The organism is Streptococcus sp. HMSC056C01, from assembly GCF_001811305.1.
Classification (GTDB): domain Bacteria; phylum Bacillota; class Bacilli; order Lactobacillales; family Streptococcaceae; genus Streptococcus.
Window position 1 is genome coordinate 2,745 of the sequence record NZ_KV804200.1, and the last position, 17,860, is coordinate 20,604.

The 17,860-nt window shown below is 40.5% G+C and carries 18 protein-coding genes and 1 pseudogene; 14 read left to right on the forward strand and 5 right to left on the reverse strand.

Annotation, left to right across the window (positions count from 1 at the left end; all coding sequences use genetic code 11):
- Nucleotides 1-497: LPXTG cell wall anchor domain-containing protein (locus tag HMPREF2795_RS05120; protein WP_148131280.1), on the forward strand; the 497-nt coding region annotated here is incomplete at its 5' end.
- Between the two features lie 242 nt (nt 498-739).
- Nucleotides 740-1,303, forward strand: a complete 564-nt coding sequence (locus tag HMPREF2795_RS05125) for a sugar O-acetyltransferase (protein ID WP_075228395.1) — start codon at nt 740-742, stop codon at nt 1,301-1,303.
- 137 nt (nt 1,304-1,440) lie between these two features.
- Here the strand turns inward: HMPREF2795_RS05125 and HMPREF2795_RS05130 are convergent, their stop codons facing one another.
- Together HMPREF2795_RS05130 and HMPREF2795_RS05135 are read right to left on the reverse strand one after the other, a co-directional pair.
- Complete coding sequence (locus HMPREF2795_RS05130; protein ID WP_045762619.1) at nt 1,441-2,124, reverse strand: DUF4956 domain-containing protein; 684 nt, start codon at nt 2,122-2,124, stop codon at nt 1,441-1,443.
- A complete protein-coding gene (locus tag HMPREF2795_RS05135; RefSeq protein ID WP_075228396.1) occupies nt 2,117-2,893 on the reverse strand; it encodes a polyphosphate polymerase domain-containing protein in 777 nt (258 codons plus the stop codon). Before HMPREF2795_RS05135 ends, HMPREF2795_RS05130 begins: the two co-directional genes overlap by 8 nt.
- A gap of 206 nt (nt 2,894-3,099) precedes the next feature.
- Between HMPREF2795_RS05135 and HMPREF2795_RS05140 the strand changes: the two genes are divergently transcribed.
- From HMPREF2795_RS05140 to HMPREF2795_RS05155, 4 genes are all read left to right on the forward strand, one after another.
- Nucleotides 3,100-4,335: a carbohydrate-binding domain-containing protein gene (locus tag HMPREF2795_RS05140; RefSeq protein WP_006154049.1), complete on the forward strand. Its 1,236-nt coding sequence runs from the start codon at nt 3,100-3,102 to the stop codon at nt 4,333-4,335.
- Between the two features lie 135 nt (nt 4,336-4,470).
- Nucleotides 4,471-5,187 (forward strand): ABC transporter ATP-binding protein, encoded by a 717-nt coding sequence (locus HMPREF2795_RS05145; protein ID WP_021144116.1) that lies wholly within the window; start codon nt 4,471-4,473, stop codon nt 5,185-5,187.
- 1 nt (nt 5,188) lies between these two features.
- Nucleotides 5,189-6,271, forward strand: a complete 1,083-nt coding sequence (locus tag HMPREF2795_RS05150; RefSeq protein WP_006154045.1) for an ABC transporter permease — start codon at nt 5,189-5,191, stop codon at nt 6,269-6,271.
- A 39-nt stretch (nt 6,272-6,310) separates the two neighbouring features.
- Complete coding sequence (locus tag HMPREF2795_RS05155; RefSeq protein ID WP_049508119.1) at nt 6,311-6,934, forward strand: TetR/AcrR family transcriptional regulator; 624 nt, start codon at nt 6,311-6,313, stop codon at nt 6,932-6,934.
- A 162-nt stretch (nt 6,935-7,096) separates the two neighbouring features.
- On the opposite strand, the gene HMPREF2795_RS05160 is transcribed toward HMPREF2795_RS05155, so the two are convergent.
- The 3 genes from HMPREF2795_RS05160 to HMPREF2795_RS05170 form a co-directional block, all read right to left on the reverse strand.
- On the reverse strand, nt 7,097-7,300 hold the full coding sequence (locus HMPREF2795_RS05160; protein ID WP_006153995.1) for a CsbD family protein: 204 nt from the start codon (nt 7,298-7,300) through the stop codon (nt 7,097-7,099).
- 116 nt (nt 7,301-7,416) lie between these two features.
- Complete coding sequence (locus tag HMPREF2795_RS05165; RefSeq protein ID WP_075228397.1) at nt 7,417-8,049, reverse strand: DUF421 domain-containing protein; 633 nt, start codon at nt 8,047-8,049, stop codon at nt 7,417-7,419.
- The gene (locus tag HMPREF2795_RS05170; protein ID WP_075228398.1) at nt 8,046-8,498 is read right to left on the reverse strand and encodes a DUF3290 family protein; all 453 of its coding nucleotides are present in this window, start codon (nt 8,496-8,498) and stop codon (nt 8,046-8,048) included. The genes HMPREF2795_RS05165 and HMPREF2795_RS05170 overlap by 4 nt, the downstream gene beginning before the upstream one ends.
- A gap of 185 nt (nt 8,499-8,683) precedes the next feature.
- Here HMPREF2795_RS05170 and HMPREF2795_RS05175 point away from each other — a divergent pair, with 185 nt between their 5' ends.
- The 8 genes and pseudogenes from HMPREF2795_RS05175 to HMPREF2795_RS10900 form a co-directional block, all read left to right on the forward strand.
- Nucleotides 8,684-9,448 carry a nucleoside phosphorylase gene (locus tag HMPREF2795_RS05175; RefSeq protein WP_075228399.1) on the forward strand — a complete coding sequence of 255 codons (765 nt, stop codon included), beginning with the start codon at nt 8,684-8,686 and terminating at the stop codon, nt 9,446-9,448.
- 32 nt (nt 9,449-9,480) lie between these two features.
- Nucleotides 9,481-10,860: a TrkH family potassium uptake protein gene (locus tag HMPREF2795_RS05180; protein WP_075228400.1), complete on the forward strand. Its 1,380-nt coding sequence runs from the start codon at nt 9,481-9,483 to the stop codon at nt 10,858-10,860.
- Between the two features lie 13 nt (nt 10,861-10,873).
- Nucleotides 10,874-11,539: a potassium channel family protein gene (locus HMPREF2795_RS05185; RefSeq protein WP_075228401.1), complete on the forward strand. Its 666-nt coding sequence runs from the start codon at nt 10,874-10,876 to the stop codon at nt 11,537-11,539.
- A 157-nt stretch (nt 11,540-11,696) separates the two neighbouring features.
- Nucleotides 11,697-14,813: an SSURE domain-containing protein gene (locus HMPREF2795_RS05190; protein ID WP_075228402.1), complete on the forward strand. Its 3,117-nt coding sequence runs from the start codon at nt 11,697-11,699 to the stop codon at nt 14,811-14,813.
- Between the two features lie 123 nt (nt 14,814-14,936).
- Nucleotides 14,937-15,635: a response regulator transcription factor gene (locus tag HMPREF2795_RS05195; protein ID WP_075228403.1), complete on the forward strand. Its 699-nt coding sequence runs from the start codon at nt 14,937-14,939 to the stop codon at nt 15,633-15,635.
- Nucleotides 15,632-16,684: a sensor histidine kinase gene (locus HMPREF2795_RS05200; protein ID WP_075228404.1), complete on the forward strand. Its 1,053-nt coding sequence runs from the start codon at nt 15,632-15,634 to the stop codon at nt 16,682-16,684. The genes HMPREF2795_RS05195 and HMPREF2795_RS05200 overlap by 4 nt, the downstream gene beginning before the upstream one ends.
- 194 nt (nt 16,685-16,878) lie before the next feature.
- Nucleotides 16,879-17,490, forward strand: a complete 612-nt coding sequence (gene rpsD, locus HMPREF2795_RS05205) for a 30S ribosomal protein S4 (RefSeq protein ID WP_000092756.1) — start codon at nt 16,879-16,881, stop codon at nt 17,488-17,490.
- 204 nt (nt 17,491-17,694) lie between these two features.
- Nucleotides 17,695-17,860 (forward strand): annotated as a pseudogene (locus HMPREF2795_RS10900) (sigma-70 family RNA polymerase sigma factor); the annotation flags it as partial.

The following is a 17,860-nucleotide window of genomic DNA, read 5'->3' on the forward strand; positions in this document are numbered from 1 at the left end:
ATGGCGAACAACCTAAGAAAGCAATCCCAGGTTACCGCTTCGTAGAGACTAAGAAACTTCCGAACGGAGATACAGAGCACGTCTACGAAAAGATTACGACCTCTTATGTTGATGAAAATGGAAATCCAATTCCAGGATATCCGACTGAGAATGGTGAACAGCCTAAGAAAGAAATTCCAGGTTACGAGTTTGTGAAGACAGTTGTAGATAAAGATGGTAATATCCAACACATCTACAAGAAGGTGGTAACACCGAATCCGGTGCCGACACCAGACTCGAAACCAACACCAGATCCAGTTCCGACACCAGAACCAAAACCAATCCAAGTTCCAGAAACACCAAGTAAATCAGCTCCAGTAACTGAAACAGTAGCTAAGACAACTACTCCTCAGTTGCCAAATACTGGTACTAAAGACCATGCTGGTCTTGCTGGCCTTGGTTTAGTAGGTATCTTGAGTGGATTCGGACTTATGGCTCGTAAAAAGAAAGAAGACTAATCAACTCTGTAAAGTATTGATAACAGTCAACTTTCTAATAAGAAACTAGTGCATCGTGCGATGCACTAGTTTTTTTGATGCTTGTATTAAGGATAAAACTATGCTACAATCATCTAATACTCTTCGAAAATCAAATTCAAACCACGTCAGCTTCGCCTTGCCGTACTCAAGTACAGCCTGCGGCTCGCTTCTTAGTTTGCTCTTTGATTTTCATTGAGTATAAAAAACAAGGACATCAAGATATGAAAACTGAATATCAAAAAATGATTGCGGGGGAACCCTATCACCCGTTTGATTCAGAACTCCGTGCCTTAGCGCAAACAGCGCGACAAAAGCAAGCAGCTTTTAATGAAGAAGTCGATCCAGTAAAAGGTATGGAAATCATCAAAGGATGGTTTGGTTCTACTGGTGAAAATCTCTACATCAACACTCGCTTGATGGTAGATTACGGGGTCAATATTCATCTAGGAGAAAATTTTTATTCCAATTGGAATTTAACTATGCTAGATGTTTGTCCTATAACCATCGGTGATAATGCCATGATTGGTCCAAATTGTCAATTTTTAACACCCCTTCACCCACTGGACCCCGACGAACGAAACTCAGGACTAGAATTTGGCAAACCCATCACGATTGGTAAGAACTTTTGGGCAGGTGGTGGTGTCATTGTCCTACCGGGTGTTACTTTAGGGAATAATGTCGTTGCAGGAGCAGGAGCGGTTATTACAAAATCCTTTGGTGACAATGTAGTTCTGGCAGGAAATCCAGCACGAGTTATCAAAGAGATTCCAGTTAAAGGAAATTAAAGATTGTAGAAAGAGAAAGTGAAGTCTTTTTCACAAGAGCTCTTTGGAATCGTAAAGCCTAACCAGTCTCAGTATCAAAAACTTATTGCTAGAAAAAAACGAGGTGGGAATTTTTATCCCAGCCTCGTTTTTCGTCTTTAGAGATTTTTTCTCTTTTTAGCTTTTTTAGTCAATGCCACATCGCACTGATCAATATTTTGTGTGAGGTAGCTAGTCACTTGGAAATCGTCTGCCTCTGTTTTTAGCTCGACTTCATAGACAATGCTAAGGTTGTCCCCTGCATTTGTGCTATTGATCGTAATCATGTCAATTTCTGAGCAGAATTGGTCAAGAGCTGATTGGATAGCTTCCTGTACCTTCTCCTGATTAGCTACCGTGATTGTCAAAAGTCTACGACGTTGATTGTCAGTTTTGACTTGTTGATTTTCCAAAAGGAACCAAACGCCCAAGATAAATAGGGTGAAGAGAATAGCCAAGAAGAGATAACCTGTTCCACAAGCCAAACCGATAATCATGGCAAGGAAAATCGCAATCAGTTCTCTTGAACCACTAGTTGCAGAACGGAAACGAATCAAACTAAAGGTTCCGGCTACAGCAATTGACGTACCCAAGCTCCCATTGACCAGAAAAATAACCAAGGTCATAAGGCAGGGAAGCAGAGTCAAGCTGATAGCAAATTCTCTGGTGTAGAGGGTCCGATATTTGTAGGTCCAAGTAAGTGCCAAACCGAGGACTAGACTGACTAGAAGTGCCAGCAGTAGTTGGAAGGGATCTGCACTTGCAGTGGCGTTGTTGAAAATGGAATTAAATAGATTAAGCATAAGCGATACCTGCGCTTTCTATACTGGGACGTGGTGCATAAGGAAGCCCTTGAGATTTGTGGTAAGCACAACTGTATTTTGAAAATTTGTGCTCCATCAAACCATACTTGTCTAGAATATCTTGTAACCACTGAGGTTTGTTTCCAGGAGCTTTAATCTCCATAATCACAGTATTGTCATCTAATAGAGGGGCCCCTTGATTTCCTGCAAAGAGACTGACATTTTCATCTCTATAGACTAGATTTTGGTCAATTGTGATACGAATTTTGTTATAGTTGTAGCCCTCGATGTGTTTTTTTTCTTTTAATGAATAACGATCGTAGTAGATGTACATACGAGGCTTGATAGCCTGCTTGTAATCCTGATGAAGCTTTTTCACTTTTTCAATGACGACTGTATCAGTAATGCTAGCATCCAAGTGCCCTTTGGTCATAAAATGAAGGATAGAACTAGGAGTTGAGAGTAGTCTAAACTTGCGACCAACTCCTTCTTGGTCCTTGGTTTTGATTTCTAAAAATACTTGACTATCTGCTTTAGGTTGGCTGAGATAGGTCCGCATCCGAACCTTTTCTTTTCGCTTATTTCCAAAATCATCATCTTGGAGCACAGCAAAGTCTTCCGTATCAAAGTAGATATTTGAAATAGTTGAAATTGGATAGTCGTCTTCTACTAAATATTCCTTTAAATCTTGGATGAGTTTGTTTATTTTATCTTTGGAGACAATATATTTGGTTTCAATCCGCTTAAAAGTTGTTTCTAATGGTTTCATAAGTCTTTCTCCTCTTGCTTTCAGTTATACTATTTTTAAACAAGATGAACTTGCTTGTCTACAATTCTAGAGGGGATTTCTAAAACTTTTGTTAAATTTAACTTAATTGAAACTAAACTTAAGAAAACTTTCAGAAAAAGTTTAGGCTTCTTTTAGGAAAGACCCGTAGACTAAGAGCATGTAAAATGAAAGACGAGGAAACGAGCATGAAAGCAAAAAAATGGACATTCCTATTAACGAGTATAGCAACTCTAGCACTAGTAACAGCTTGTACCCAGTCAACTTCAAATACAACAGCTAGCAATACTGCGACAACGAAAACGACATCAACTACAGAAGCTAAGAAAACTAGCTATTTTACAGACAAGGACTATGATACTTCTTATGATGAAAAGACAGCAGCAACTGTAACCTTGTCAGAATCAACAGCGAAGGTATCAGGTGATGGAGTTGCCGTATCAGGATCTACCGTTACAATCTCCAAGGCAGGAACCTATGTCATATCTGGTCAATCCGACGGAGTTCAAATCAAGATTGAAGCCGAAAAGACTGATGATGTACATATTGTTCTAAAGGGTGTGACCATGACCAATACCAATGCTGCTATATCTGCAACATCAGCCGGTCATGTTTACCTAACTCTAGCAGATGGCACAACTAATAGCCTATCAGATTCAGCAACTAATAGTGACGAAAAAGCGGATGCAGCGCTCTTCTCTAAAGTGGACTTGACCATCAACGGTAAAGGAACTCTCAATGTAGATGGTAAGAAAAACAATGGTATCAAGGCAAATGATACACTTCACATCACAGGTGGAAGCTACAACATCACAGCAGTCGGGGATGCCTTTAATGTTAATGATGAACTCAACATTACCGGCACAACTATGACTATCGATGCCAAGGAAGACGGAGTTAAGGTCGACAATGATGAGGACACATCTGTAGGAACCATGTATCTCTCTGACAATACCATCACTGTTACTGCTGGAGATGATGGTATCCACGCATCAGGTGATTTGGTTATTGATAGTGGTACCTATACCGTTAAGAATTCTACAGAAGGGCTTGAAGGTAAGTCAATTACTATCAACGGTGGAGATATCGCCATCTATTCAACGGATGATGGTGTCAATGCAGCCAACAAAAATGCTCAACAAAGTGAAATTTTCTTCACTATGAATGGTGGGAACTTGACGGTTGAAGTTGGTCAAGGGGACACGGATCCAATTGACTCAAATGGTAATATTACAGTTAATGGAGGAACCATCAAAATGACTGGTCAAACTGGTTTTGACTTTGATGGAACAGCGACCTACACAGGCGGAGATATCTATCTCAATGGTGAAAAACAAACTGAGATTGTCAGTTCTATGCCTGGAGGCGGAGGGGCACCTGGCGGTGGCCCTCAAGGAAATGGAGGCCCTGGTGGACGACCATAAAATAAAAATCTCCTTTCTCGAAAGAGAAGGGAGATTTTTTTCAACTATCAACTTTCAACTTGACAAGTGAGTGGATACTCACTATAATAGTTTTATATTTCAAAAGTGAGTAAATACTCACCTAGGAGGATTCAAATGAAAAAATTGTTACATTTAAAAGATTTAGAAAAATCTTTTGGTCGTCAAATGGTCTTAGATCACGTTGGTTTTGATTTACAGCCTGGAGAAATCATTGGTCTAATCGGTCCATCAGGTGCTGGTAAATCAACTATGATTAAAACCATGCTAGGAATGGAAAAGGCGGATAGCGGTATCGCTTTAGTCTTGGACCATACTATGCCAAATCGTCATATTTTAGGTGATATTGGCTATATGGCTCAGTCTGATGCTCTTTATGAGGCCTTGTCAGGTCAAGAAAATCTAGAATTTTTTGGTCAGCTAAAAGGGCTATCCAAAAGAGATCTGACAGCTGAAATTGCCCATGTGGCTCAAGTTGTGGATCTGACAGAGCATTTGAATAAAACGGTATCCGGTTATTCTGGAGGAATGAAGCGACGCTTGTCTTTAGCCGTCGCGCTTCTGGGGAATCCTCAGCTCTTGATTTTGGACGAACCGACAGTTGGAATCGACCCTTCTCTTCGAAAGAAAATCTGGAAAGAATTATTCGCGCTTAGAGACAATGGGGTAGGGATATTAGTTACTACCCATGTTATGGATGAAGCAGAGTTAACGGATAAGGTCGGCTTATTATTAGGTGGAAAAATCATTGCTTTTGATACACCGCAACACTTAAAAGATAGTTATCAAGTTTCAAGTATTGAAGAAGTCTTTTTGAAAGCAGAAGGAGAGTAAGATGAGAACCATTGCTATTGCTAAAAAAGTTATCAAAGAATTGCTTCGTGACAAACGAACCTTGGCTATGATGTTTGTAGCGCCGGTATTTATTATGTGGCTGATGAACCTCATGTTTTCAGCTAGTACAACCGTGAATGTCAAGTTAGCGACACAAGATCTACCAACTGGTTTGGTAACAAAAATGGATGAGCTCGATCATGTGGACGTCGAGACTTATCAAGACTTAGATCAGGCTAAAAAAGCTCTAGCTGACGAGAAAGTAGATGCAGTCATATCGTATAAAGATGGTGAGTATCAGGTCGACTACGCAAATACGGATGCTTCTAAAACAACTATGACACGACAAGTGTTACGAACAAGTATCGTCAATGAAGGCACCGATCAGTTATTATCTCGTGTCAAACAAGCTCTTCCACAATTGAAATTAGATGAAAAGGCGCCTGAAATCAAAGAATCTTACCAATATGGAGATAAAAATACTGGATTCTTTGCACGTATGATTCCAATTTTAATTGGCTTTGTGGTCTTCTTCTTTGTCTTTTTGATTTCTGGTATGGCACTGTTGAAAGAGCGAACAAGTGGAACCTTGGATCGCTTGTTAGCAACCCCAGTGAAACGTTCTGAAATCGTCTATGGCTATATGTTGTCTTACGGTATTATTGCGATTTTTCAAACGGCAGTTGTCGTTTTAGCAGCAATTTGGCTACTAGATGTAGAAGTTGTAGGAAATATTTTAAATGTTATAATAGTTAATGTGGTACTGGCTCTTGTAGCACTAGCTTTTGGAATTCTCTTGTCTACTCTAGCAAAATCAGAATTCCAAATGATGCAATTTATTCCTCTCGTGATTATGCCCCAACTTTTTTTCTCAGGAATTATTCCATTGTCATCCATGGGAGAATGGGCTCCAACTGTGGGGAAATTTTTGCCATTAACCTATTCTGGTGATGCAATAAGCCAGATTATTCTTTACGGACACAATCTTGGTGATATTTTGTCAAATCTTGGTGTTTTAATGATTTTCTTGATCATTTTAACAATTCTCAATATTGTTGGATTGCGTCGTTATCGTAAAGTTTAGAAATCAACATAAATAATGCTAAAAAGGTGTGAAGATTGGATGGATAAGACTGTTTTTGAATCGTTTGAAGATTACTTAGAAGAAGCGAATTACCCTCAAGGAAAGAAAAAAATCATGCAGGCAGCAGTGGATCTCATATCAACCAGGAGTTACCATGGGACCTCAACTCTTCACATAGCTGAGCGTGCTGGACTAAGCCAGGCAACTTTGTTTAAGTATTTTAAGACGAAGGATGATTTACTGACGGCTATTTTACATCCTGTAGTCCCAGGCATTCTCGGTAGTTTTTTTGAGGAACTCTTAGCTTTTGAAACGACAGAAGAGAGGGTTCGTTATCTCGTCCATAATCGTATGAGCTATCTCAAAAAAAATCGTGCCTTGATGAAAATCATTCTACAAGAGAGTTTTTCAAATAAAAAACTAAAAAATGAACAGATTTTTATCTGGAATGCTATTCAAGATAAACTTCGAGTGCTTCATAAGGAATTGCTAGCAGATCCACGTGTAAATCCAGAGATAACGATTCCTCAAATGGTTCGCATCTGTATAGGTCCATTGTTAGCTTACTTCTCTCAACTATATGTCGTTGGCGTCAATGGCGAAATGAGAGAAGAGGACTTAGGCTTATTGGAAAAACAAATCTTAGGTGGTTTGTGGAAATAGGAGGAGTATAGGAATTAGTTCTTTTTGCTTTAGGTTGAGCAACACATCATAAGAAGTATTTTCTAATATTAAAAAACATAATAATTTAAAGAAAAAACTCTTATCCCTAGCATATTAACAGCTTGGAATAAGAGTTTCTTATGTTATTAGGACGAGAAAGAATTATTCTCCGTCTTTTTTAAAGATGTTTTTTACGCCAGATACTGCACCTTCGACAGCTTCTTTTGCATCTTCAGCAACTTCTTTAGCTTTTGAAGCTACCTTTTCTGCAGCTCCTTCTGTTTGAGTTTTTGTATCGCCAGTTAGTTTACCAAAGCCTTCTTTAACAGAACCTTTAGCTTGGTTGAATTTTTCTTCGATTGACATGGGGGATACCTCCGTTAATTTTTTGTATTATCTAAATTACATCAGATATTGGTTTAAGTATATACCCTTTTATGCTAAAAAGCAAAAAACTGATACGAAAAGCATCAGTTTATTTTTTAATAGGTTACAACATTCAATTGACCTTTATCATATTCAGCGATAAAGATATTTGAGACTTCTTCGAAACCTTCTTCTTTCAATTTCTCAGTTAGCCACTCCTCGGATTTGCCAATGGTTTCTAGGATTTCAACTTGGACAACACCGTCTGTGATGACTGGGTACTTAGGATTTTCGTCACCCATTCTTACGACAATTAGTTGTCCGTTTTGCTCAATCACAGCTCTCTTGACATCCTTTAATTGAAAGATTCCTTGAGCGCGCAATTTAAGAGCAACATCAGCAGCAGCTAGACCTTTTGAGCGACAGGCTTCTGGATCTAATGTTCCATTTTTAATGATAATCGTAGGTTTTCCGTCAATCAGATGTTTAATGAAGGAAACATTGGTATTCAACCATTTGAGGAGTAAAATGAGAATAGTCCAAATAATGAGGATAACAACGTATTGGATGATGGTGATTGAGCTATTGTAGATAACCCCACCAATAATACCCCCAAGAACAAAGTTCTGGATTTGGTCCACTGCAGAACTTGGTGCAAGATTTCCTTTCCCTGTTACGTTAATAACAAACACTAGAGAAAGAAGCCCTAAGGCTAATTTAATCGCAATTGTAGCAAAAAAGCTTATCATTTTTCAACCTCCACGAGTTCCACATCTGATTTATAGAGTTCTATCTTTTCTAATAGATAGCTATCTTGGTCACTTCCACTGATAGCACGATAAAAATTGTCGCCAACTTTAATAATTGCTCCATCAGTTACCGCTGAAGTGTTGACAAAAACATCTTTCTTATCAACACCTAACTCTTTTGAGACAATCTCAATGAAGTGTAAGGAACTACGAAATTGATTATCGTTAGATTGGTTGCTTTGAAAATTCGAAATGCTTATCAAAACGAAAGCGATTAAGGTCAAAATAGAAATAATCGATAATTCACGGAACTTACTTCCTCTCTTATCTTGAAAAGCCTTAAATGCAAAAAATCCAGTCACAATAAGCAGTATAGCTGATACGATAATCATGACCCAATTCTGTTGACTAATCTGGCTGAGCACGTAGTCATAGGAATAGAATTTCATAAAACTCCCTCACTTTTTTTAAATTCAATCTATTATAAGATAATTCCTTTGCTACAGCAATTTTTTTAGTACGGGAATTAGTTTTTAATTTTTCTTTCCTATTAAAGGTAAGTTTTTTATTTAGGGTTCACCTTGACTTTCTTTTTGTTTTTGATACAATAGTAAAAATTTAGAGGAGGTATTCTATGATTCAGAAACATGCCATTCCTATTTTAGAGTTTGATGACAATCCTCAGGCAGTCATTATGCCCAACCATGAAGGCTTAGATTTACAGTTGCCAAAGAAGTGCATCTATGCGTTTTTGGAGGAGGAGATTGACCGCTATGCTCAGGAAGCGGGAGCAGAGTGCGTTGGGGAGTTTATTTCTGCCACTAAAACTTATCCTGTTTATGTCATGGATTATAAAGGTGAAAAAGTATGCCTAGTCCAGGCTCCTGTTGGTTCTGCTCCAGCAGCCCAGTTTATGGATTGGTTGATTGGCTACGGTGTGGAGAAAATCATCTCTACCGGTACTTGTGGAGTACTAACTAATATAGAAGAAAATGCCTTTCTAGTTCCAGTTCGAGCGCTACGTGATGAAGGAGCCAGCTACCATTATGCGCCACCATCTCGTTATATGGATGTTCATGTAGAAGCGATTTCTGCTATCGAGCAAGTCTTAGAACAACTAGGTGTCCCTTACGAAGAAGTCATGACCTGGTCGACAGACGGATTTTACCGAGAAACCGCTGAAAAAGTTGCCTATCGTAAGGAAGAAGGTTGTGCAGTTGTAGAGATGGAGTGTGCAGCTCTAACGGCAGTGGCTCAACTTCGTGGAGTTATCTGGGGTGAGTTGCTGTTCACGGCTGATTCATTGGCAGATCTTGATAACTATGACCAGCGCGATTGGGGTGCGGAGGCTTTCGAAAAGGCGCTAGAACTCTGTCTTGAGATCGTTAGTCATATGTGAGTATTCTCAGTTTTTTGTGGTACAATGTAGCTATGTTATTAAAATCAATTGTTGAAAAAATAAATACCATTCTGGGGCGTTTATCACCTGCTCGGCGAATCTTTTTAAGCTTTGCTTTGGTTATTTTTCTAGGTTCCCTCCTGTTGAGTTTACCACTCGTACAAGCTCCAACATCTCATGCCGGTTATTTTGATCATTTGTTTACAGCTGTATCCATGGTCTGTGTGACAGGACTATTTACCTTACCTGTCGCTTCTACCTACAATGTTTGGGGGCAGTTGATTTGTATGGTCTTGATTCAGATTGGTGGTTTGGGGCTCATGACCTTTATAGGGGTCTTCTATATTCAAAGCAAGCAAAAGCTGAGTCTTCGAGGTCGTGAAACGATTCTGGAGAGTTTTAGTTTTGAAGAAACTCAGTCTTTGAGGGATTTTCTACGTTCCATCTTCGTGACGACTTTTCTAGTAGAAGGATTCGGAGCCTTTCTGCTAAGTTTTCGTTTTGTCCCCGAGTTTGGTTGGGGACGGGGAATTTTTACTTCCATTTTCGTAGCTATTTCAGCTTTCTGTAATGCTGGATTTGATAATTTTGGTAGCACGAGTTTGCTAGCCTTTCAGACAGACCCATTGATTAATTTAGTGATTGCAGGCTTGATTATTACGGGTGGTCTAGGTTTCATGGTTTGGTTCGACTTGGCTACCCAGTTAGGAAAGAAGAAAAAGCGTCGTCTTCGTTTCCATACTAAGCTAGTCCTCTTCTTAACAGCGGGGATTTTATTTGCTGGAACAGTTTCAACCCTCTTGATAGAGTGGAATAATTCGGGAACGATTGGAAATCTCAGCTTCCCAGATAAATTGCTGGTTAGTTTCTTCCAAACTGTCAGCATGAGAACAGCAGGTTTTGCTTCTATTGATTTTACTCAGGCTAGGCCTGTTACCTTGATGATCTATATTTTGCAGATGTTTCTGGGTGGGGCACCTGGCGGTACAGCAGGGGGACTAAAAATCACAACCTTCTTTGTCTTGTTGGTATTCGCACGCAGTGAACTTTTAGGGTTACCTCATGCAAATGTAGCTCGGAGAACGATTGAACCTCGGACAGTTCAAAAATCATTCAGTGTTTTTATCATCTTCTTGATAACTTTTTTATCGGGCTTAATCTTAGTAGGAATAACAGCCGAGGGGAATCCGCGCTTTATCTACATTATGTTTGAAACAATTTCTGCTCTTGCCACGGTTGGAGTAACTGCTAATTTGACACCAGAGTTAGGTAAGCTAGCGCTTAGTGTCATCATGCTACTGATGTTTATTGGGCGAATCGGACCTCTGACGCTATTAGTTAGTTTGGCTGAGTATCAACCAGATAAGAAAGATATGATCCACTATATGAAAGCAGATATTACCATAGGATAAGAAAGGATAAACTATGTCAGATCGGACAATCGGAATTTTAGGCTTGGGTATTTTTGGGAGTAGTGTTCTGGCTGCTCTCGCCAAGCATGATATAAATATTATCGCTATTGACAACCATGAGGAACGAATCAATCAATTTGAACCAGTCTTGGTGCGTGGTGTTGTTGGAGATATCACAGATGAAGAACTCTTGCTATCAGCTGGAATTGATACCTGCGATACCGTAGTCGTCGCAACTGGTGAAAATCTAGAGTCTAGTGTTCTTGCAGTCATGCATTGCAAGAGTCTAGGGGTACCGACTGTTATTGCTAAGGTTAAAAGCCATACAGCAAAAAAAGTCCTTGAAAAAATCGGTGCAGACTCAGTCATTTCACCAGAGTTTGAGATGGGTCGTTCGTTGGCACAGACGATTCTCTTTAATAACAGTGTAGATGTCTTTCAGTTGGACAAGAATGTCTCGATTGTCGAGATGAAAATTCCACAATCGTGGTCAGGTAAGAGTCTAAGTCAACTTGATCTTCGAGGACGGTACAATCTCAATATCCTCGGTTTTCGTGACTACGAAAATGCTCCCTTAGATGTACAGTTTGGACCAAATGATTTATTAAAACCGGATACCTATATCATGGCGGTGATTAATAACCAATATTTGGATACCCTAGCAAACCTTAGTGAGTAGAAGAGGAATGACTATTCTTTTTTTCAACGACTATTGAGTCAATATAAGTATTTTATAAGAGGGATTTAAGAAAAATTTTAACTTTTTCTTAATCCTTTTTAATTTTAGGAGATTATACTAGAGTCATCAAATAAAGAAAAACTCTAAGGAGAATCCTATGAAATTCAATCCAAATCAGAGATATACTCGTTGGTCTATCCGCCGTCTTAGTGTCGGTGTTGCCTCAGTTGTTGTGGCTAGTGGCTTCTTTGTCCTAGTTGGTCAACCAAGTTCAGTACGTGCCGATGTGGTCAATCCAACCCCGACTCAAGTCTTGCCAGATGCGGTGAGTGCAAAGAGCGATTTACCAGTAGAGCTACTCAAAGAAGCAGTTGATACAGCTCTTTCTTCAGAACAGTCTGTTCCAACACCTAAAGCAAGTTTGGATACGACAAGCTCTTCAGAAAAAGCGGACGCAATTGCTAAAGAGTCGGTAGTAGCACCAAAAGAAGAAATGCAAGCAAAGCCAGAATCTAAGAAAGAAACAGAAGATGCGGTTAAACCTTCGACAAATCCTGCGCCTATAGTTTCTGGACAAGACCGTGAAGCAAATGAAGCTCAACCAGCAACTACTCCAGCTGAAGTTCAAAAAGGCGTAGCTGACAACACTAAAGACGCAGTAGACGTCCCAGCCACTTACTTGGACAAGGCCAACTTCCCTGGTCCATTCACAGCTGGTGTCAACCAAGTTATTCCATACGAATTCTTCGCTGGTGATGGTATGTTGACCCGCCTCAACTTGAAAGCCTCTGACAAGGCCCCATGGTCAGACAACGGTTCAGCTAAAAATCCTGCCCTTCCACCAGTAGAGAAATTGGGCAAAGGCCTCTATTTCTATGAAGTGGATTTGGCAGGTACCCAAGGTAAATCTGATAAAGAGCTGCTTGACTTGTTAAAACAAAATGGCACTCAAAGCTATAAAGCTACTATTAAAGTGTACGGTGCAAAAGATGGCAAGGCCGATTTGAGCAATCTTGTAGCGACAAAAGATTTGACAGTGAACTTGAATGGCTTGACCGCTCCAGCTGAAGTTCAAAAAGGAGTGGCCGATAACACCAAAGACACAGTGGACGTCCCAGCTACTTACTTGGATAAAGCCAACTTCCCAGGCCCATTTACAGCCGGAGTCAACCAAGTTATTCCATACGAATTCTTCGCAGGTGATGGTATGTTGACTCGCCTTATCTTGAAGGCCTCAGACAAGGCTCCATGGTCAGATAACGGTTCAGCTAAAAATCCCGCCCTTCCACCAGTAGAAAAATTGGGCAAAGGTCTCTACTTCTATGAAGTAGACTTGGCCGGCACTCAAGGAAAATCTGATAAAGAGCTTCTTGATTTCTTGAAACAAAATGGCACTCAAAGCTATAAAGCTACCATCAAGGTTTATGGTGTGAAAGATGGCAAAGCAGATTTGAGCAACCTCGTAGCGACTAAGGATTTGGATGTCAACTTGAACGGCTTGACCACCCCTGCTGAAGTGCAAAAAGGTGTGACTGACAATACCAAAGATACAGTTGATGTTCCAGCTTCTTACTTAGACAAGGCTAATTTCCCTGGCCCATTCACAGCCGGAGTTAACCAAGTCATTCCATATGAGTTCTTCGCTGGTGACGGTATGTTGACTCGCCTCATCTTAAAAGCATCCGATAAGGCCCCATGGTCAGACAACGGTTCAGCCAAGAATCCCGCTCTCCCACCAGTAGAAAAATTGGGCAAAGGTCTCTATTTCTATGAAGTAGACTTGGCAGGCACCCAAGGCAAATCAGACAAAGAGCTTCTTGATTTCTTGAAACAAAACGGTACTCAAAGTTATAAAGCTACTATTAAAGTGTACGGTGCGAAAGATGGCAAAGCAGATTTGACTAACCTCGTAGCGACTAAGGATTTGGATGTCAATTTGAATGGTTTGACTACTCCAGCCGAAGTGCAAAAAGGTGTGGCTGACAATACCAAAGATACAGTTGATGTTCCAGCTACTTACTTGGCCAAGGCTAACTTCCCAGGCCCATTCACAGCTGGTGTTAATCAAGTTATTCCATACGAATTCTTCGCTGGCGACGGCATGTTGACTCGCCTTATCTTGAAAGCCTCAGACAAGGCTCCATGGTCAGACAACGGTTCAGCTAAAAATCCCGCTCTCCCACCAGTAGAGAAATTGGGCAAAGGTCTCTACTTCTACGAAGTGGATTTGGCTGGCACTCAAGGTAAATCAGATAAAGAGCTTCTAGACCTCTTGAAACAAAATGGCACTCAAAGCTATAAAGCTACTATTAAAGTGTACGGTGCAAAAGACGGCAAGGCTGATTTGACTAACCTAGTAGCGACTAAAGATTTGAATGTCAACTTGAACGGCTTGACCACTCCAGCTGAAGTGCAAAAAGGTGTGGCTGATAATACCAAAGACACAGTAGATGTTCCAGCTTCTTACTTGGACAAGGCCAATTTCCCTGGTCCATTTACAGCCGGTGTCAACCAAGTCATTCCATATGAATTCTTCGCTGGGGATGGTATGTTGACCCGCCTCATCTTAAAAGCATCCGATAAGGCCCCATGGTCAGACAACGGTTCGGCTAAAAATCCTGCTCTTCCACCAGTAGAAAAATTGGGCAAAGGTCTCTACTTCTATGAAGTGGACTTGGCAGGTACTCAAGGAAAATCAGATAAAGAGCTTCTTGACCTCTTAAAACAAAACGGCACTCAAAGCTATAAAGCTACTATTAAAGTGTACGGTGCAAAAGATGGCAAGGCCGATTTGAGCAATCTTGTAGCGACTAAGGATTTGACAGTGAACTTGAATGGACATCAGTCTCTTATTCCGATGCAGTCAGGTTTCGTTCCATCTTCTAATGTTTCAGCTATGCCGACTCCAATGATGAATAGTCATCAAGGTGCTTCTAATATGAAAGCTCAAATGCCAGCTGCTAGCCAGGATAAGATGATGCCTAACAAAGAGCGAGACAAAACCATGAATGTTAGTCAGCTAATGGCAACTCCAAGTATGAAGCAAGACCAAGCTCCAGCAGCCTCAAGCAAAATGTCTGATGAAGGCAAGATGGCATCTAATAATAAGGTATCAAGTCCAATGATGGCTGATCAAATGAAAGAACCAAAAGGCATGTTTCCATATACTGGTGAAGCCCAAACATCAATGGCTACTCTTGGATTCTTTGGATTAGCCTTGGCTGGACTGCTAGGTGGCCTCGGTTTGAAAGCTAAAAAAGAGGAAAATGACTAGTCTAGTTACAGAGTTTCTATCTAGGATTTGAAAAATCCAGATATGGTTTAGAATGTTCGTAAAGCGATTAAAATAGTGTTATACTATTGTAGTATAACACTGTTTTTTTCAAAGGAGAGACAGATGGGAAAGACCATTTTGCTCGTTGACGACGAGGTAGAAATTACAGATATTCATCAACGCTATCTGGTTCAGGCAGGGTATCAGGTTTTGGTGGCTCATGATGGAGTAGAGGCTTTAGAAATCTTCAAGCGAAAACCGATTGATTTGATCATTACAGATATCATGATGCCTCGGATGGATGGTTATGATTTGATTAGCGAAGTTCAGTATCAATCTCCAGATCAGCCTTTTCTCTTTATAACGGCTAAGACCAGTGAGCAGGACAAGATTTATGGCCTAAGCTTGGGTGCAGACGACTTTATTGCCAAGCCCTTTAGCCCACGTGAGCTGGTTTTGCGTGTCCACAATATCTTGCGTCGCCTTCATCGTGGAGGTGAGACAGAAGTCGTCAGTCTCGGGGATTTACGGATGAATTACGGTAGTCATGAGGTCTATATCGGAGGTGTATCGCTTGATTTAACAGTCAAATCCTTCGAGCTTTTATGGCTTTTAGCCAGCAATCCAAAGCGGGTTTTCTCTAAGACAGATCTCTATGAAAAGGTCTGGCAAGAAGACTATGTGGATGATACCAATACCTTGAATGTTCATATTCATGCTCTTCGACAGGAGTTGGCTAAACATACCAGTGCAGAAACGCCCACCATCAAAACCGTCTGGGGCTTGGGCTACAAAATTGAGAAAGCACGAGGTAGTCAATGAAATTAAAAAGTTATATTCTAGTGGGTTATATCATTTCAACACTCTTAACGATTATCGTAGTTTTTTGGGCAGTCCAGCGAATGTTAATTGACGAAAGAGAGATTTATTTCCTAGTGGGAATGACTCTCATGGCAAGTTTTGTTGGTGCTGGGATTAGTCTCTATCTCCTATCACCAGTCTTTACTTCATTGGAGAAACTCAAGGAACATGCCAAGCGAGTAGCGGACAAGGATTTTCCTTCAAATCTTGAGGTTCAAGGGCCTCTGGAATTTCAGCAGTTAGGGCAAGCTTTCAATGAAATGTCACATGATTTGCAAGCAACCTTTGATTCCTTGGAAGAAAGCGAACGAGAAAAGGGCTTGATGATTGCCCAGCTTTCGCATGATATCAAGACTCCTATCACTTCGATCCAAGCGACGGTAGAAGGAATTTTGGACGGGGTTATCAAGGAAGGAGAACAAGCCCATTATCTAGCAACCATTGGACGCCAGACAGAACGGCTTAATAAACTGGTTGAAGAGTTGAATTTTTTAACCCTTAATACAACTAGAAATCAGGAGAAGACGACTGGAAAAGACAGCATTTTTCTGGATCAGCTCTTGATTGAGTGCATGAGTGAATTTCAATTTTTGATTGAGCAGGAGGAGAGAGATGTCCACTTGCAAGTGATTCCTGAGTCTGCTCGGATTGAAGGAGATTATGCCAAACTTTCTCGTATCTTGGTGAATCTGGTCAATAACGCTTTTAAATACTCAGCTCCAGGGACCAAGTTGGAGGTGGTAGCTAAGCTGGAAAATAACCAGCTTTCAATCAGTGTGACCGATGAAGGACAGGGGATTGCCCCAGAGAATTTGGAAAATATTTTCAAGCGCCTTTATCGTGTCGAAACTTCGCGCAATATGAAAACAGGTGGTCATGGCTTAGGTCTTGCGATTGCGCGTGAATTAGCCCATCAATTAGGTGGAGAAATCACAGTTACCAGCCAGTACGGCCTAGGAAGCACCTTTACCCTCCTTCTCAACCTTTCTGCTAGTGAAAATAAAGCTTAATCCCCCTTTACAAATCCAGCGATTCATGGTAAAATGGATTTTGTGTGAAATATCAGCAGGAAAGCATGAAGCTCGTCAACAGGTGTCTTATAATAAGTAACCTTGGCTGTTTAGGCGAAGGGCATCTGCACGAATCAGGGCTTTCTAAGTGACTATTTCCACCGAAATATTATTTATATCAGGAGGACATTCACATGTCACGTTATACAGGACCATCTTGGAAACAAGCTCGTCGCCTTGGCCTTTCACTTACAGGTACAGGTAAAGAATTGGCACGTCGTAACTACGTACCAGGACAACACGGACCAAACAACCGTTCTAAATTGTCAGAATACGGTTTGCAATTGGCTGAAAAACAAAAACTTCGTTTCACTTACGGTGTAGGTGAAAAACAATTCCGTAACTTGTTCGTACAAGCTACAAAAATCAAAGGTGGAATCCTTGGTTTCAACTTCATGCTTCTTTTGGAACGTCGTTTGGATAACGTTGTTTACCGTCTTGGTCTTGCGACTACTCGTCGTCAAGCTCGTCAATTCGTAAACCACGGTCACATCCTTGTTGACGGAAAACGCGTTGATATCCCATCATACCGTGTAACTCCAGGTCAAGTGATCTCAGTTCGTGAAAAATCATTGAAAGTTCCAGCTATCCTTGAAGCAGTAGAAGCAACTCTTGGACGTCCAGCATTCGTATCATTCGATGCTGAAAAATTGGAAGGTTCATTGACTCGTTTGCCAGAACGTGACGAGATCAACCCAGAAATCAACGAAGCCCTTGTCGTTGAATTCTACAACAAAATGCTTTAATTTTAAGAAATATCTTACAGAAAGCCTACAACAGTGGGCTTTTTGCTTTGTCAGAAAATTAGAATATGAAAAAACTAGCCAGCTTTACGTGAATTACAAACTTATAATCAATAACATTACAGACTCAAAAACACAAGACAGGAACCAAAGCCCTTCTTTCCCCCTTTCTCTGCTATACTACAAGCAGAGAAAGGGGGAAAGCAAATGCTTGAAAAGAATTATGCGAAGGTAAAAGGAATTGTTCATAAATGTAGAAAAGATTATTATCTCCACCTGTGGGAGAAAGAGGATTGGGACCAAGAAGGCATGATCTGTCTCCATGAGCTTCTAGAAAAGCATCCAGAACTAGTGGAAGAAGAAAAGAAACTCT

Excerpts from the sequence above, each read along its gene's own strand:
- HMPREF2795_RS05145 (WP_021144116.1), top strand. The coding sequence starts at position 4,471 with ATGAAAAAATTGTTACATTTAAAAGATTTAGAAAAATCTTTTGGTCGT.
- rpsD (WP_000092756.1), top strand. The coding sequence starts at position 16,879 with ATGTCACGTTATACAGGACCATCTTGGAAACAAGCTCGTCGCCTTGGC.
- HMPREF2795_RS05195 (WP_075228403.1), top strand. The coding sequence starts at position 14,937 with ATGGGAAAGACCATTTTGCTCGTTGACGACGAGGTAGAAATTACAGAT.
- HMPREF2795_RS05200 (WP_075228404.1), top strand. The coding sequence starts at position 15,632 with ATGAAATTAAAAAGTTATATTCTAGTGGGTTATATCATTTCAACACTC.
- HMPREF2795_RS05165 (WP_075228397.1), bottom strand. The coding sequence starts at position 8,049 with ATGATAAGCTTTTTTGCTACAATTGCGATTAAATTAGCCTTAGGGCTT.
- HMPREF2795_RS05185 (WP_075228401.1), top strand. The coding sequence starts at position 10,874 with ATGTCAGATCGGACAATCGGAATTTTAGGCTTGGGTATTTTTGGGAGT.
- HMPREF2795_RS05170 (WP_075228398.1), bottom strand. The coding sequence starts at position 8,498 with ATGAAATTCTATTCCTATGACTACGTGCTCAGCCAGATTAGTCAACAG.
- HMPREF2795_RS05130 (WP_045762619.1), bottom strand. The coding sequence starts at position 2,124 with ATGCTTAATCTATTTAATTCCATTTTCAACAACGCCACTGCAAGTGCA.
- HMPREF2795_RS05135 (WP_075228396.1), bottom strand. The coding sequence starts at position 2,893 with ATGAAACCATTAGAAACAACTTTTAAGCGGATTGAAACCAAATATATT.
- HMPREF2795_RS05190 (WP_075228402.1), top strand. The coding sequence starts at position 11,697 with ATGAAATTCAATCCAAATCAGAGATATACTCGTTGGTCTATCCGCCGT.
- HMPREF2795_RS05125 (WP_075228395.1), top strand. The coding sequence starts at position 740 with ATGAAAACTGAATATCAAAAAATGATTGCGGGGGAACCCTATCACCCG.
- HMPREF2795_RS05175 (WP_075228399.1), top strand. The coding sequence starts at position 8,684 with ATGATTCAGAAACATGCCATTCCTATTTTAGAGTTTGATGACAATCCT.
- HMPREF2795_RS05160 (WP_006153995.1), bottom strand. The coding sequence starts at position 7,300 with ATGTCAATCGAAGAAAAATTCAACCAAGCTAAAGGTTCTGTTAAAGAA.
- HMPREF2795_RS05155 (WP_049508119.1), top strand. The coding sequence starts at position 6,311 with ATGGATAAGACTGTTTTTGAATCGTTTGAAGATTACTTAGAAGAAGCG.
- HMPREF2795_RS05150 (WP_006154045.1), top strand. The coding sequence starts at position 5,189 with ATGAGAACCATTGCTATTGCTAAAAAAGTTATCAAAGAATTGCTTCGT.
- HMPREF2795_RS05140 (WP_006154049.1), top strand. The coding sequence starts at position 3,100 with ATGAAAGCAAAAAAATGGACATTCCTATTAACGAGTATAGCAACTCTA.
- HMPREF2795_RS05180 (WP_075228400.1), top strand. The coding sequence starts at position 9,481 with ATGTTATTAAAATCAATTGTTGAAAAAATAAATACCATTCTGGGGCGT.